14 protein-coding genes are annotated in these 14,430 nt (G+C 60.5%); 12 read left to right on the top strand and 2 right to left on the bottom strand.

The genetic code is table 11. From position 1 onward, the window contains the following. Window positions 1-24 precede the first annotated feature (24 nt). From JZX88_RS22310 to JZX88_RS22265, 10 genes are all read left to right on the top strand, one after another. Window positions 25-1,233, top strand: a complete 1,209-nt coding sequence (locus JZX88_RS22310) for an aspartate transaminase (protein WP_206914750.1) — start codon at window positions 25-27, stop codon at window positions 1,231-1,233. A 75-nt stretch (window positions 1,234-1,308) separates the two neighbouring features. Continuing rightward, a complete protein-coding gene (nac, locus tag JZX88_RS22305; protein WP_206914749.1) occupies window positions 1,309-2,247 on the top strand; it encodes a nitrogen assimilation transcriptional regulator NAC in 939 nt (312 codons plus the stop codon). Window positions 2,248-2,404: 157 nt separating this feature from the next. Then, on the top strand, window positions 2,405-4,468 hold the full coding sequence (locus JZX88_RS22300; RefSeq protein WP_206914748.1) for a hydantoinase/oxoprolinase family protein: 2,064 nt from the start codon (window positions 2,405-2,407) through the stop codon (window positions 4,466-4,468). An 11-nt stretch (window positions 4,469-4,479) separates the two neighbouring features. Next, on the top strand, window positions 4,480-6,156 hold the full coding sequence (locus JZX88_RS22295; protein ID WP_206914747.1) for a hydantoinase B/oxoprolinase family protein: 1,677 nt from the start codon (window positions 4,480-4,482) through the stop codon (window positions 6,154-6,156). 9 nt (window positions 6,157-6,165) lie between these two features. Next, the gene (locus tag JZX88_RS22290) at window positions 6,166-6,972 is read left to right on the top strand and encodes an SDR family NAD(P)-dependent oxidoreductase (RefSeq protein WP_206914746.1); all 807 of its coding nucleotides are present in this window, start codon (window positions 6,166-6,168) and stop codon (window positions 6,970-6,972) included. Window positions 6,973-6,986: 14 nt separating this feature from the next. Further along, the gene (locus JZX88_RS22285; protein ID WP_206914745.1) at window positions 6,987-7,685 is read left to right on the top strand and encodes an HpcH/HpaI aldolase/citrate lyase family protein; all 699 of its coding nucleotides are present in this window, start codon (window positions 6,987-6,989) and stop codon (window positions 7,683-7,685) included. A 10-nt stretch (window positions 7,686-7,695) separates the two neighbouring features. Beyond that, a complete protein-coding gene (locus JZX88_RS22280) occupies window positions 7,696-8,463 on the top strand; it encodes an SDR family oxidoreductase (RefSeq protein ID WP_206914744.1) in 768 nt (255 codons plus the stop codon). Beyond that, the gene (locus JZX88_RS22275) at window positions 8,432-8,995 is read left to right on the top strand and encodes a gluconokinase (RefSeq protein ID WP_206914743.1); all 564 of its coding nucleotides are present in this window, start codon (window positions 8,432-8,434) and stop codon (window positions 8,993-8,995) included. Before JZX88_RS22280 ends, JZX88_RS22275 begins: the two co-directional genes overlap by 32 nt. Before the next feature lie 18 nt (window positions 8,996-9,013). Further along, on the top strand, window positions 9,014-9,961 hold the full coding sequence (locus tag JZX88_RS22270) for an NAD(P)-dependent oxidoreductase (protein WP_206914742.1): 948 nt from the start codon (window positions 9,014-9,016) through the stop codon (window positions 9,959-9,961). 10 nt (window positions 9,962-9,971) lie between these two features. Next, entirely contained in the window at window positions 9,972-11,003 is a 1,032-nt protein-coding gene (locus JZX88_RS22265; RefSeq protein ID WP_206914741.1) for an alcohol dehydrogenase catalytic domain-containing protein, read from the top strand. 271 nt (window positions 11,004-11,274) lie between these two features. On the opposite strand, the gene JZX88_RS22260 is transcribed toward JZX88_RS22265, so the two are convergent. Both JZX88_RS22260 and JZX88_RS22255 read right to left on the bottom strand, forming a co-directional pair. Next, on the bottom strand, window positions 11,275-12,186 hold the full coding sequence (locus tag JZX88_RS22260) for a nucleotidyl transferase AbiEii/AbiGii toxin family protein (RefSeq protein WP_246753522.1): 912 nt from the start codon (window positions 12,184-12,186) through the stop codon (window positions 11,275-11,277). After that, window positions 12,176-12,574, bottom strand: a complete 399-nt coding sequence (locus tag JZX88_RS22255; protein ID WP_246753521.1) for a DUF6088 family protein — start codon at window positions 12,572-12,574, stop codon at window positions 12,176-12,178. The genes JZX88_RS22260 and JZX88_RS22255 overlap by 11 nt, the downstream gene beginning before the upstream one ends. Before the next feature lie 466 nt (window positions 12,575-13,040). On the opposite strand from JZX88_RS22255, the gene JZX88_RS22250 reads away from it, so the two are divergent. Next, complete coding sequence (locus JZX88_RS22250) at window positions 13,041-13,220, top strand: hypothetical protein (RefSeq protein ID WP_020046815.1); 180 nt, start codon at window positions 13,041-13,043, stop codon at window positions 13,218-13,220. Window positions 13,221-13,395: 175 nt separating this feature from the next. Beyond that, the gene (locus JZX88_RS22245) at window positions 13,396-14,328 is read left to right on the top strand and encodes a DUF3991 and toprim domain-containing protein (RefSeq protein WP_206914851.1); all 933 of its coding nucleotides are present in this window, start codon (window positions 13,396-13,398) and stop codon (window positions 14,326-14,328) included. Window positions 14,329-14,430: the final 102 nt, after the last annotated feature.

Below are 14,430 nucleotides of genomic sequence, written 5' to 3'. Positions count from 1 at the left end.
ATTGTACAAAGACGAGGAAGCAACATGAGCACTTTCGTGCCCGCATCACGCGTGTCCAGGATCAAGGTTTCACCAAGCACGGCCGCGGCCGCGCGCGCACGTGAACTGAAGGCGGCAGGCCGTGACATTGCCGATCTGACGGTCGGAGAACCCGATTTCGACACGCCGGAGGACGTGAAGGCAGCAGCTCACGCGGCAATCGATCGCGGCGAGACGAAATATACGTCCGTGAACGGCACGCCGTTACTTCGGAAAGCCATCATCGGCGATTTCGCAAAGCGCATAGGCATAGACTACGCGGACAACGAGATCTGCGTCGGCGGCGGCGCCAAGCAGATCCTCTTCCTTGCGCTGATGGCAAGCGTCGAGAATGGCGCAGAAGTCATCATCCCCGCGCCTTACTGGGTGTCCTACCCGGACATGGTGATCGCCAACGACGGCACGCCCGTTATCGTGGCATGCCCGGAGGAAACAGGTTTCAAGCTCACTGCGGAAGCGCTGGAGAAAGCAATCACGCCCAAGACTTTGTGGCTCATCCTCAACGCGCCTTCCAACCCCACCGGTGCCGCCTATGATTGGGCCGAATTGAAGGCGATCGGCGAGGTTCTGCTGCGCAATCCACATGTCATGGTGCTTTCTGACGATATCTACGATCAGGTCTGGTTCAAGGATGAGCCGATGAAGACGCTGGTGGCCGTCGTTCCGGAGTTGAAGGAACGGGTTCTTCTGACCAACGGGGTCTCTAAGTCCTACGCCATGACCGGATGGCGCATCGGTTATGGAGCAGGTCCGGCAGCACTCATTGCCGCGATCAACAAGCTGCAGTCGCAGATGTCGTCCTGCCCGTCTTCGGTCAGCCAGGCGGCGGCGGCGCATGCTCTTTCGGGCAACCAGGAATTCGTTTCGCAAAGCGTTTCCGTCTACAAGCAGCGTCGCGACTATGCCTGCGCCCGTCTCAACGCCATTCCGGGCCTGTCCTGCATGGTGCCGGACGGTGCGTTCTATCTGTATCCGAGCTGCGCCGGTGTGATCGGAAAGAAGACGCCGGATGGAAAGGTCATAGAGAACGATCTTGATTTCGTTCTCTATCTCCTCGACGGCGTCGGCGTCGCAGCCCTTCAGGGCGCTGCATACGGTCTGTCACCGTATTTCCGGCTGTCATTCGCAACATCGATGGACGTGATCGGAGATGCGTGCAACCGCATAGAAAAGGCCGTCGCAGCATTGTCCTAAGCGACAGCGAAACGGCGGGGAGGGCTTGCTAAGGTCCTCCCCATCGTCCTAGGTTCTCCGCAAAAGCGGGGACCAATGAGCGTAGATTTCAAAAAACTCAAAAGCTTCGTCAAGATTGTCGATACCGGAAGCGTGTCGCGCGCGGCCAGCATCCTGCGGGTTGCGCAGCCGGCCCTGTCGCAGCAGATTGCCTCGCTCGAACAGCATTTCAAGCATCAGCTCCTCATCCGCAGCAATGTCGGCATTACCCCGACCGAAGCCGGGCTTGTGCTTTATCGTCACGCCCAGATCATGCTCAAGCAGATCGAGCAGACGCAGACGGATATCGAGCAATCCACTCGTTCGATATCCGGGCGTGTGTCGATCGGGCTTGCGACCTATTCCTCGTCCACCGCGCTTTCTCTGCCCCTGATCAAGGAGATGAGGGCACGATTTCCGCATATCACCGTCCATATCAACGACAGCTTTGGCCATATCCTGAGCGAGCTGATCATGACCGGCAAGATGGACATGGCGCTCATCTACACGTCGGATCCGATCAAGGGCGTCACGCTCCAGCCGCTTTTCCGTGAGGAAATGTATCTTGTGTCGCCCGAAGACATGGATCTGCCGGCCAAGGCCGGCACCGCGCTGCCCCTGTCGGCGCTGGATGGCCGGGCAATGCTACTGCCCAGCAAGTCGCATTTCCTGAGAAGATTGATCGACGATGCGCTCGGGCGGGCACGCTCGAAGCCCGAGGTGATCTCGGAGGTGGAATCAGTTCCGGCACTCGCTGCCGCCGTTCTCGATGGCCTCGGATCGACGATCCTGCCGGCCTCGGTTGTGCTGGAGACGACCAGCTTCCGCGGCGCCCAGATGCATCCGCTCAACACGCCGGTGATTGATGCCACGGTGTCGCTCTGCACGTCCGACCATCTGCCTCTGTCGGAACCTGCACTGGCGGCGCGATCCGTGCTTCTCGATATCGTCGCCGAGATGCAGAGTGGCAAGCATCCCGGTATCAAGTCTGTTTGAAATCTCAGCCATTGTCATAAGCAAACCCTATGGCGGCAGACTGTAGTTGTGTTGGCCAAGCTCGGCCGAACTCTCCTAACCTCCCTCCAGTGAACGGACCTGGCCAATGGGTCCGCAAAGCAGCGCCAAAGCTGCAAAGGTCGCTCCGAGGGAAACAATGGCAAAACTGGCTTTCGATACTGGCGGTACTTTCACCGACTTCGCACTGCTTGATGATAGCGGCGAACTTCATCTTCACAAGGTTCTAAGCACCCCGAAGAACCCGGCAGAGGCCGTCGTTCAGGGCGTTTCCGAACTGCTGGAAAAGCATGCCTCGACGATCTCCATCGATGGTCTGCAGGTACTGGGGGCAACGACCGTTGTCACCAACGCGGTTCTGGAGCGCAAGGGCGTAGAGACGGGCTTCGTCACCACCGACGGTTTCCAGGACATGCTGCGGATCCGCAACGAAGGTCGTTACGATCTCTATGACCTGAACATCAAATATCCCGACCCGTTGGTTACCCGCCAGAACAGCTACGGTGCAGAAGAGCGCATCGCAGCCGATGGCGAAGTGATGACCGAGCTCAAGGAAGAGACGGTCCGCGAGATCGCTGGCCGCCTCAAGGAAAAAGGCATCCGCTCGGTCGCCGTCTGCCTTCTGCACGCCTACAAATATCCCCAGCACGAAAAGCGCGTTGCCGCTCTCCTGCGCGAGGAAAACCCGGACATCTTCGTGTCGCTCTCTTCGGAAGTCTGCCCGGAAATGCGCGAGTTCGACCGTGCGTCCACCACGGTCGTCAACGCGTACACCCGTCCGCAGATGGCAGGCCACGTCGCCCATCTGGAGCGTGAATTTGCCGAGAAGGGTATCGATCGCCAGGTTCTGTGGATGACGTCTTCCGGTGGTCTCGTGCCTAGCCGTCGCGCCGCCGAACTTCCGGTGCGCCTCATCGAATCCGGTCCGGCAGCAGGTGCCGTGGCGGCCGCCGAATTCGGTCGCACTGCCGGTGAAAATAGCGTTCTTTCCTTCGACATGGGCGGCACGACTGCAAAACTATGCCTCATTCCCGATGGCGAGCCGAATGTCGGCACGGACCTTGAGGTCGCGCACTACCAGCGCTTCCGCAAGGGCTCCGGCTTCCCGCTTAAGATTCAGTCGATCCAGATGATCGAGATCGGTGCCGGCGGTGGCTCGATCGCCGCTAAGAACCCGCTTGGTCTGCTTGATGTCGGTCCGCATTCCGCCGGCGCCATGCCGGGACCTGCCGCATACCAGCGCGGCGGCACCCAGCCAACCGTCACCGACGCCGACATCCTCCTCGGCTATATGGGAACGGAATCCTTCGTCGGCGGCTCCTTCAAGGTCTCGAAAGATGCGGCACATGAGGCGATGACGAAGCTCGCGGCGTCGCTCGATGTTTCCGTCGAACGCTGCGCCTGGGGTATCCACGATCTCGTCAACGAATCCATGAGCAAAGCGGCCGCCATGCATGCCACGGATCTCGGCGTCGATCCGCGCTCGCTGCCGATGGTGGCCTTTGGTGGTGCGGGTCCGGTCCACGCTTACGGCATCGCCCGCAAGCTCGGCATTTCCCGCGTCATCTGCCCGACAGGGGCAGGCGTCTCCTCGGCAATCGGGCTGCTGATCGCCCCCGTCGCCGTCGATCTGTCGGCAAGCCATCCGATGGCGATCGACAACTGGGATCTGGACGCCATGAACCGCCTGCTCGACGATCTGTCGGGGCAGGGCGCCGAGGTTGTTTCTGCCGCCGGCGTGCCGAAGGACACCATCACCAACCGCTACACTGTCGACATGCGCCATGTCGGTCAGGGTCACGAGATCACCGTCGTCCTGCCGGATCGCGGCCTGCCGAAGGAGGAGTTCCTTGCCGAACTGAAGGCCAGCTTCTTCAAGCTCTATCAGGAACTGTTCGGCCGCACGGTTGCAGCGCCTCTGGAAGTCATCACCTGGAGACTTCGCGCTAGCGGCGAGAAGGATCAGGTTACCCGTCCGCATGATGCCGTCGTTGCCGATGCCCGCAAGGGAAGCCGTCAGGTCTTTTTCCAGGAGATCAACGGTTATGTCGAAACCACGGTCTACGATCACTACAAGCTGCCGGTCGGCGAAGCAGTCAAGGGACCTGCCATTGTCGAACAGCGTGAATCGACGGCGGTCGTTGGCCCGAGCGGCGTGTTCCACGTCGACGGCCACGGCAACCTCGTGATCAACATTCTCTAAGGGGCGTCCAGATGTCGAAACCCGCAACAGATTTCAACGATCCGATCAATCTCCAGGTCATGTGGAACCGCCTCGTGTTCATCGCGGACCAGGCAGACAACGTGCTCGGCAAAACCGCATTTTCACCGATCGTTCGCGAAAACCACGATTACGTGACCGTTCTTCTCGATGCCAAGGGGCAGGCGCTTGCGCAATGCACCTGGTCCATCCCAGTCTTCATCACCTCGCTTCCGGCGGGCGCCCAGAAATATTTCCTGCCGAAATTCCCGGCGGAAAAGCTTGAGGAAGGCGACGTTCTGGCGACCAACGACCCGGAAATCGGCACGGGCCACCTGCCGGACGTGACGATGATCACGCCGATCTTCAAGAATGGCAAGGTCGTCGCCTATGCGGGCTCGATCGCGCATCTTCCCGATATCGGCGGCGCGCCGCTGCATTCAGAAGCCAGCGACATCTTCGCCGAAGGCATCCGCTTCCCGATCGTCAAACTGCTCAAGAAAGGCGTTCCCAACGACGACATCTTCGACATCATCGAAGCATCGGTCCGCATGCCGGTCGAAGTACGCGGTGACCTGGAGTCGATGATCGCGGCGAACAACGTCATGGGCCGCGAACTCGTCAAGTTCCTCGACGAATACGGTCTCGATGACGTCGAAGGGCTGGCGGAAGCGATCCATTCGCGTTCGGAAGCGCAGACCCGCAAGGCGATCCGCGAATGGCCGAATGGCGCATATAGCGCCGAGGTTCTGCTGGACGGCTACGATGTCGACGTGACGCTGAAGGCCACGGTTCATGTCCGGGACGATTCAGTCCATGTCGATTACAACGGTACGTCCGATCAGGTTCTGCACTCGATCAACTGCCGCACGAACTATCGCTACGCGCATTCGGTCTACGCTCTGAAATGCCTGCTGGATTCGGAAACCCCGAACAACGAGGGCTGCATCGTCCCGATCACGGACGAGGCACCGCTCGGCTGCATTCTCAACCCGGAAGAATGGACTGCCGGCAACTCGCGCAACCTGATCGGTCACGTCATTCCGTCGCTGATCTTCAAGGCGCTCGAAGGCATCGTTCCCGACAAGGTGCTTGGCGATAGCGGTGGTGCGCCGATCTGGGCCGCCAACTGCGTCGGCCAGCGCAACGACGGCAGCCAGTATGCTTCCGTCCAGAATTTTCATGGCGGGCAGGGCGCTCGCTCCGAGTTCGATGGTCTCGATACGCTCAGCTTCCCGTCGAACTGCAAGGTCACGGCCGTCGAGATGTTCGAGGTCGCGGTTCCGGCTCTCATGGAACGCAAGGAGCTGATCGCGGATTCCGGCGGCGCGGGCAAGCATCGTGGCGGTCTGGGCCAGCGCGTCATCCTGCGCAATCTCGGCCGCACGCCGATGAACATCTATCTCGCCTCCGAGCGCGTCCGTCATCCGTGCTTCGGCGTGGTCGAAGGCCAGAGCGGTTCTGCGGGCAAGGTTCTCAAGGAAGGCAATCCGCATTTCCCCAAGGGCAAGATCGTCCTGAAGACCGGAGAGCGCCTCGAAGTGAATACGCCCGGTGGCGGTGGCTGGGGCAAGGCAAGCGAACGCTCGCGCGAGCTTATCGAGCAGGATCTTGCCGAAGGCCTCGTCACGCCGACTGCCGCCAAGGAAATCTTCGGCTACTCTGGCACCGTCGCGGTCGCGGCGGAATAGGAGATACCGATGGCATTGCTTAAGGGAAAAGTCGCTCTCGTAACGGGAGCAGGGTCGGGGATCGGTCGCGAGACCGCCCTGCTTCTGGCAAAGGAAGGGGCGACCGTCGTCTTGACGGGTCGCCGCCTCGAACCTCTTCGCGAGGTTGCTGATCTGATCGAGAAGAAGAAGGGCAAGGCGCTTGCCCGCTCGCTCGACATCGAATCCCGCCAGGCCATCTTCGATACGGTCAAATCGGTCGAGGAGGTTGTCGGCCCGATCGACATCCTCGTCAACAACGCCGGATCGGCGAGCAAGGTTCTCAACGCCCGCTTCATCAGCGAGGAGGAGTGGAACTCAACGATCAACGTCAACTTAACGGCGGTGTTCAACCTGACGCAGGCGGTCCTTCCGGGAATGCTCGCGCGTGAAGACGGCACGATCATCACGGTCTCCTCGCTGGCGGTCGTTAATCCCAACCTCCTCGGCGGCGTAGCCTACGGTGCTGCGAAGGCGGGCGTGAAGAATTTCATGACCTTCCTTCACAACACCTACCGCAACCAGGGTATCCGCTCGACCACGATCCTGCCGGGCGAAACCAATACTCCGATCATGGACAACCGGGCGCGGCCTCCGCTCAAGGAGGAGCGCGCCGTGATGATGGATCCGCTGGAAGTGGCGCGTGCGATCACGCTCTGCGCCAGCCTCGGCAAGAGCGCCGTCATTCCCGAACTGCACATCTGCCCGGTTCACATGCGTGACACCTCGGCGGACATCGAGACGGCCCGCTGGGTTGGAGCTCCGGCCGATACGCCGGACATGCCGAAGAAGAAATAAGGGAGAGGAAAATCATGAAGGGAGCAAAGCTGCGCGCCCGTCTTGCGGCGGGTGAAGCCATCAGCATGTTCACGCCGCACCACACGAATTCGGGTCTGGCGGCCCGTCTCGTGGAACTGGGCGCCGATGCGGTCTTTGTCGACTGCGAACACGGCACCTGGAGCTTCGAGGATGTTCGCGAAACCGCGCAGATCGTCCGGGGCGCGGGTGGCGCCGCCATCGTTCGTCCGCAATCGCACGAGCGACCGCTGATCATCCGTTATCTGAATGCAGGCGCGGACGGCATCATGGTTCCGATGATCGGTAACGCGCAGGAGGCGCGCGCAATCGTGGATGCTGTGCGTTACGCCATTCCCACCGATTACGAAAAGCGGCTTGTGATCGCTATGATCGAAACCGTCGATGCGATCGAGGAACTCGACGAGATGCTGAAGGTCGAAGGCATCGACGTCTTCTTCATCGGTCCCGGCGACCTGTCGCAGGACATGGGCTACCCGCCGGCTCCGCCATTCGGCGAACCGCGCCCGGATGTCGTGATGGACAAGGTGGCCGTTGCCGTCGACAAGATCCGCGCCGCTGGAAAGATTGCCGGAACCCTCGCCACGCTTGATGAGATCCCGCACTGGCGCGGCAAGGGCGTGCAATTCTTCTACGTGCATTCGGATCCGTTCCTGCGTCGCGGTCTGGCCGCGGTGAAAAACGCGCTGGCGTGAGGAAGGCACCATGACTTTCCCCCTTTTTGATCTTTCGGGCCTCCGGGCGCTCGTGACGGGCTCGTCGCAGGGTATCGGTTTTGCTCTTGCCGAAGGGCTTGCGGCACATGGCGCCGAGGTGGTGCTGAATGGCCGCGACAAGGCGAAGCTCGATGCGGCCGTCAACCGGTTGACCGCCGCCGGCGCAAAAGTGTCGGCATCCGATTTCGACGTGACCGACGCCGAAGCGGTGCGCAAGGGTGTCGACGATATCGAAGCCCGCGTCGGGCCGATCGATATCCTTGTCAACAATGCCGGCATGCAGTTCCGCACGCCGCTTGAGGATTTTCCCATTGACCGCTGGGAACAGTTGCTGAAGACCAATGTCTCCAGCGTGTTTTATGTCGGTCAGGCGGTGGCGAAACACATGATCGGTCGTGGTCGCGGCAAGATCATCAATGTCGCCTCGGTGCAGAGCGAACTCGCCCGTCCGGGCATCGCGCCATACACGGCCACCAAGGGTGCGGTCAAAAACCTGACGCGCGGCATGTGCACCGACTGGGCCAAACATGGCCTGCAGGTGAACGCGCTCGCACCCGGTTACTTCAAGACACCGCTCAACCAGGCGCTGGTCGACAGCGAGGAGTTCTCGTCCTGGCTGGAAAAGCGCACGCCGGCAGCCCGCTGGGGCAATGTCGACGAACTGGTCGGTGCCGCGGTGTTCCTGTCCGGCAAGGCTTCCTCTTTCGTGAATGGACACACGCTTTATGTCGACGGCGGTATCACCACGTCTCTCTGAAACTGCCGGTGCCATCGGGCCGATTGTCGTAATGGGGGTCTCCGGTTGCGGCAAGACATCCGTCGGCGAGAGGCTCGCATCCATGCTCGGTTGCCGCTTCATCGAAGGCGACAGCCGTCATCCGGTCGCCAATGTCGAGAAGATGCGCCAGGGCATTCCGCTTGACGATGTCGATCGCTGGCCCTGGCTGGACGTGCTCGGCACTGAGCTCGGCGAAGATGCGCGCACCATCATCTCCTGTTCCGCGCTGAAGCGGTCCTACCGCGACCTGTTGCGGGCAAGGGCAGGGCGACCGATGACATTCGTGTTCCTGCAGGGATCGCGAACATTGCTGGTGTCGCGGATGGGCGCGCGCGAAGGGCATTACATGCCGCTGTCGCTGCTGGACAGCCAGCTCGCCACGCTCGAACTGCCGCAAGGCGAGCGCGACGTAGTGACGGTCGAGATCGACCAGTCGCTTGAACGGATCGTCTCCGACGCCATCGCCCGCATCACCGCGACCGGTTTTGTATCGGCAAAACACAATCAATAAATCATCATGGAGGAAACGGTGACCAAGCCGGAAATTCTGCTCGTTGGCCCTTACCCGGAATGGGATCTGGTCAAACTCGAAGCGCAATACGAAGTGCGCAAGCTGTATGAGGCAGACGATCGCGATGCTTTCCTGAAACTGCATGGCCCCAATATCCGCGCCGTCGCCACCCGTGGCGAACTCGGCGCCGCAGCAGGCCTGATCGTCAAACTGCCGAAGCTGGAGGTCATCTCGGTTTATGGCGTCGGTTATGATGCTGTCGACCTGCAAGCCTGCCGCGAGCGCGGCATCCGCGTCACCAACACGCCTGATGTCCTGACCAACGACGTGGCCGATCTGGGTGTCGGCATGATGCTCGTGCAGTCGCGCGGCATGATCGGCGCGGAAACCTGGGTGAGGGACGGAAGCTGGGAAGCCAAGGGTCTTTATCCGCTGAAACGTCGCGTTTGGGGCCGCAAGGCCGGCGTGCTCGGGCTTGGCCGTATCGGTTTCGAAGTCGCCAAACGCCTCAAGGGTTTTGACATGGATATCGCCTATAGCGATGTCAGCGCAAAACCCTATGCTGAGGGCATGACCTTCATCGCCGATCCGGTCGAACTTGCCCGGCATGCGGACTTCCTGTTCGTGACGCTGGCCGCTTCCGCTGCCACGAAACATATCGTCTCGAAGGATGTGATTGAGGCGCTCGGTCCGGAAGGCATGCTGATCAATATCTCGCGTGCCTCCAATATCGATGAGGAGGCGTTGTTGACCGCGCTGGAAAGCGGTGCGCTCGGCTCTGCTGCGCTCGACGTGTTCGAGGGCGAACCAAAACTTGATCCGCGCTTCCTGAAGCTCGAAAGTGTGCTGGTGCAGCCGCATCATGCGTCCGGCACGATCGAGACCCGCAAGGCGATGGGCAAGCTGGTGCGTGATAATCTGGCTGCGCATTTTACCGGCGCCGCCCTGCCGACACCCGTATTGTAAGGAGAGTGCCGTGAAAGCCGTCGTCATTCATGCAGCCAGAGATCTGCGGGTGGAAGAGCGCGAGGTCGAAAGCCTGGGGCCGGGACAGGTGGAGGTCGCCATCGAGGCGGGCGGCATCTGCGGTTCGGACCTGCATTATTACAATCACGGCGGTTTCGGCACCGTGCGCGTGCGAGAGCCGATGATCCTCGGCCACGAGGTCGCTGGCACGATCAAGGCATTGGGCGAGGGGGTAGCCAACCTCGCGATCGGTGACCGGGTGGCGGTTTCGCCGAGCCGGCCCTGCAGCCATTGCGAATATTGCCTCAAGGGCCAGCAGAACCATTGCCTGAACATGCGCTTTTACGGCTCGGCCATGCCTATGCCGCATATCCAGGGTGCATTCCGGCAAAGGTTGGTGGCGGAGGCCTGGCAGTGCCACAGGGTTGCCGACGGCGTTTCGATCAACGAGGCGGCGATGGCTGAGCCGTTTGCAGTCACCCTGCATGGCGTCAACCGCGCCGGTCCACTGACGGACAAGCGTGTTCTTGTCACCGGCTGCGGCCCTATCGGCGCCTTGTCGATCATTGCAGCGCGCGCCCACGGTGCCCGCGAGATCGTCGCCACCGATGTGATGGGCGCGGTTCTGGCAAAGGCGCTCGAGGTTGGTGCCGATCGCGTCATCAATGTCGCAGAAAACCCGGAAGAGCTTTCTGCCTATGCGGCGGGCAAGGGGTATTTCGACGTGCAGTTCGAGGCATCCGGCAATGAGCGGGCCGTGCGTTCAGGCCTCGAAGTGCTGCGTCCGCGCTCGACCGTGGTTCAGCTGGGGCTCGGCGGTGATGTCTCCATTCCGCAAAACATGGTGGTTGCCAAGGAAATCGAGATGAAGGGCACATTCCGTTTCCACGAGGAGTTCGGTCTCGCCGTCGACCTCATCGGTAAGCGCCGTGTCGATCTGAAGCCGTTGATGACTGGCACGTTTCCGCTTGAAGACACCGTAAAGGCATTCGAAGCGGCTGGTGATCGAAGCCGCTCGATGAAGGTGCAGCTGACGTTTTGAAGTGTGCATCGATTACGTCGTCCCGCCACGCCCAGATTTCAATAAGAGGTCGCGTCTGACTCGTGGTAATCCACCGGAGCCGTGACTAACGTCGCGTCTCGAGATTTAGGACGTTGAAACTTAGAGGTTTTTTGTCCGCAGAGACCGAAAATCATAACGGGGTCGAAGGTTCATTTCTGTTTAAGCCGGCGGATGGGCAGGCTTGGGAAGCCTCTTGGCTAGCCTCTAGACACGTTCCTCATCATCGTAGAGTAGGTGCATCCCTCGAATTCTAGGCCTTGCGGATCCGTTCGACGAAATGTTGTACCTTTCCGAACGCGGCTTCGAACTCGGGCTTTTCACCATAAACCATGTCGCCGAGCAGCTTCGCATAACCCGCTGCGAACTCTCCGTGTTTGGACATCGTCTCGTATGCGCGGAGCGTTTCAGCCCTTGGGTCCGCCTTATAGGCAGGATAATCGTCGGCACGGCTCTCGGCTTCAGCCTTCATCGTTTCCAACGCGATTGCGGCCGCCTCATCCGCATCGTAGTGGCCATCCATACGCGATAGGTCGTAGACGTGACGAACAAGTGTGTGATCGAGGGGCCCAAGATCGGCAAACGCAAATCCAGCCCGACGTCCGAGACCAACGAACTTGTCTGCCGCGGTTTCAACCAGTCTCACGCACGCGACATCCGTGGCCTCGGCAGACGCGCCGGTGGCCTCAGCAACAAAGGATGCAACAGATCGATTTTCCGGCGCCGTGCAAATCGGGAATGCGGCGATTTCGATCTTAATCTCCGGTCGCAAAACGCCCTCGCCCTTAGCGATGGGTTCATAGGGCAGATCATATCGAACGTAGCGATCGCTTTGCTTGACAACATAATGACCTTCGACCGCAAAACCCGCTGCCTCAAGCCGCTCGTTCACAGTGGCTCGCAGGCGTTTAAGCTCGCCGCGAGACGGATTGTCCTTGCCGACGATGCGCAGGTCAATGTCTTCTGACATGCGTTCGAGCAAACGATACGCGCGTCCAAGCGCCGTTCCCCCGCCGAACGCCAGAGTCAATCCATCGACCTGCACATCATGGATGGCAGCCAGGGCGCGAACGACGAACCAGTCCTTTTCCACCAAAGCAGGCGAAGGCAGACCGAAGAACTCCTGCACTTCCAGAAGCGTTTTGCGGTCCGGATTACCGTTCAACGCGGAGCTCCGCGCGGCCATCGGAGAGCCGTCGGTTGAAGCGCGCCTTGACTTTGACCGTCGGATTCACCGGGATCTGAGTGGAACGGCCTTCATTGTAAGCTTTCGTGCTGTCGCTTTGCTCCCAAGCCACACCAAGCTTGTTCAATGCCTGGAGAGCAGCACTGTGGAAGCCGTTGGAACTGGAGACAATAAGCTGGCCCGATAGACGCGACCGCATCGCCCGGGCATAGACACCGTAGCCTAACCGCATCAGAGCCCCATCGTGGACCAGAGACCTGAGGGCGCGCAGAACCTGATCCTCACCACTGAGGTCAGCAAAGTCCCGCGGAAGAAAGACATCAGTTTTCTTCGTTCGCGCGACGCGTTTCTGGATTTTCTGCTTCAATGTCCTAGCCTGATGCATGGTCCGTTTCTTTCTGCAAACACCCGACACGGAATATATGCAAAAACCCGACACTACGCAAGAGCTCGTTGGCGGCTTGAGATGCTCGTTTAGGCCATGTAATCGGGCCTGTCCAGGATGCACGGCTTCCGACGTGGCGTCGCGGCCGCGCTCTTGTCATGAAGCAATCCAGATCTCCATTTCGTAGCAGGATCTAAAGTCTGGCTGACACGGAGATTGTTATGCGGCGAGCTCGAATGCCATTCCCGTTCCAACCAATGGCGTTGCCGAACCCAGCTCTCTTGTCTGGCATCCCTAATCCAGTCCCGTCCTTGGACGGTCAACCCACAAGGGGTTCGCGAGCAAGCTGGGACCTCTCTGGCTGCGCCGCCGAGGTGACCGCGGCCTGGCCTAGATCGAACGGGCGCCATCGAGCGGGGATCGGCCCCGCCAACGGATGGAGCCTCACATGTCGGATCTCAGCCTCGCACAAAACCACGCACTCGATCTTGCCCGGACCCTGATGGTCCCGGTCACCCTCTTCGAAATCGATGGCGAGATCGGCGTCATGCCTTCCGCCGAGTATGACGGCGATGAGGACGCCATCATCAACGAATACGATCCCTTTGCCTATGGATCGGCTCATTGAGCCGATCACCCCTTCGGGGGAGCGCTTGCCGCTTGCGCTGTTGCGCGCGCAAGGGAGGCTTCGCCGCGAGGCCTCCTGGCAGATCTGCACATTGCGAGCCACGCCCTTGCGCGCTTCCATCTTCGCGGCCTGGGCGCTGCCAGCCCGAACAGTCAGGAAAACTAAAGGAAGTGAAATGGAGAAAAATGACATTGAGGAACTGCGAGCCCGGGTGGGCTGCGCAGCAGTGCTCGAGCATGAGGGCTTCGCGATAGACCGGAAAGAGAGCACACGCCGGGCGGTCAAATTCCGGCGCGACGACGACATCGTCATTGTGATCCACGATGACAGGGGATGGTTCGACGCCCGATCCGAAGCCAAGGGCGACGTTTTCGCGCTCGCAAGCTATCTCCATCGGATCGGCTTTGCTGAGGCCTTGGCGGTGGTCGGCGATCTCGTCGCGTTTCAGCCAACCGCAGCGACCTGGGAGAAGCCTTTCCGTCAAACGCAAACAGATGCTTCTATCCCTGACCGCTGGAACCATAGAAAACGGCCATGGCGCGCATCGGCGACGTGGCGCTACCTTCAACAGAACCGGGCCCTGCCATGTGAGGTCATCTCAGCGGCGATCGAGGCGGACATTCTCCGCGAAGGGCCTTACGGCTCGATGTGGGCAAAACATGTCGATGAGGCTGGCGCCGTGATTGGCTGGGAGGAGCGCGGCCCGGACTGGCGCGGGTTTTCCACCGGCGGCGCCAAGGTGCTCTTCCAGTTTGGGATGAATGACGCTCATCGGATCTGTGTGACGGAGGCGGCGATCGATGCGCTCAGCCTGGCCGCGATCGAGCAGACACGATCCGACACGCTCTATGTCAGCACTGGAGGCGGCTGGTCTCCGCTAACCGCGCTCGCGTTGGAAAACTTAGCCTCCGGGGAGGGCGCGTGGCTAGTGGCGGCAACCGACAACAATGTCCAGGGAGAAGTCTTCGCCGATCGTCTGCGCCAGATGGCAGATCGCGCCGGTTGCGATTTCTCGCGGCTGAGGCCGCGATGTGAAGACTGGAATGAGGAATTGAAGGAGAGGGAGAGAGGAGAGCTGCCGCATACGCGGACAGCGCATCAAGGGTGAAGCTGCCGCCCGCCTGACGGCGGCCCTTGACCCGCTGCCCGCGAGGCGCCGGCTGAGGAGGGGTAATCAAAGGACTGAAAGGAGAGGTCGATCAGGCTTCGC

Source organism: Agrobacterium sp. OT33 (assembly GCF_017313365.1).
Lineage (GTDB): Bacteria > Pseudomonadota > Alphaproteobacteria > Rhizobiales > Rhizobiaceae > Agrobacterium > Agrobacterium rhizogenes_A.
This window is presented reverse-complemented; position numbering and strand designations above follow the sequence as displayed.

What these genes read in the sequence shown, in the direction of transcription:
- JZX88_RS22310 (WP_206914750.1), top strand. Translation starts at nt 25, where the DNA reads ATGAGCACTTTCGTGCCCGCATCACGCGTGTCCAGGATCAAGGTTTCA.
- nac (WP_206914749.1), top strand. Translation starts at nt 1,309, where the DNA reads ATGAGCGTAGATTTCAAAAAACTCAAAAGCTTCGTCAAGATTGTCGAT.
- JZX88_RS22300 (WP_206914748.1), top strand. Translation starts at nt 2,405, where the DNA reads ATGGCAAAACTGGCTTTCGATACTGGCGGTACTTTCACCGACTTCGCA.
- JZX88_RS22295 (WP_206914747.1), top strand. Translation starts at nt 4,480, where the DNA reads ATGTCGAAACCCGCAACAGATTTCAACGATCCGATCAATCTCCAGGTC.
- JZX88_RS22290 (WP_206914746.1), top strand. Translation starts at nt 6,166, where the DNA reads ATGGCATTGCTTAAGGGAAAAGTCGCTCTCGTAACGGGAGCAGGGTCG.
- JZX88_RS22285 (WP_206914745.1), top strand. Translation starts at nt 6,987, where the DNA reads ATGAAGGGAGCAAAGCTGCGCGCCCGTCTTGCGGCGGGTGAAGCCATC.
- JZX88_RS22280 (WP_206914744.1), top strand. Translation starts at nt 7,696, where the DNA reads ATGACTTTCCCCCTTTTTGATCTTTCGGGCCTCCGGGCGCTCGTGACG.
- JZX88_RS22275 (WP_206914743.1), top strand. Translation starts at nt 8,432, where the DNA reads ATGTCGACGGCGGTATCACCACGTCTCTCTGAAACTGCCGGTGCCATC.
- JZX88_RS22250 (WP_020046815.1), top strand. Translation starts at nt 13,041, where the DNA reads ATGTCGGATCTCAGCCTCGCACAAAACCACGCACTCGATCTTGCCCGG.
- JZX88_RS22245 (WP_206914851.1), top strand. Translation starts at nt 13,396, where the DNA reads ATGGAGAAAAATGACATTGAGGAACTGCGAGCCCGGGTGGGCTGCGCA.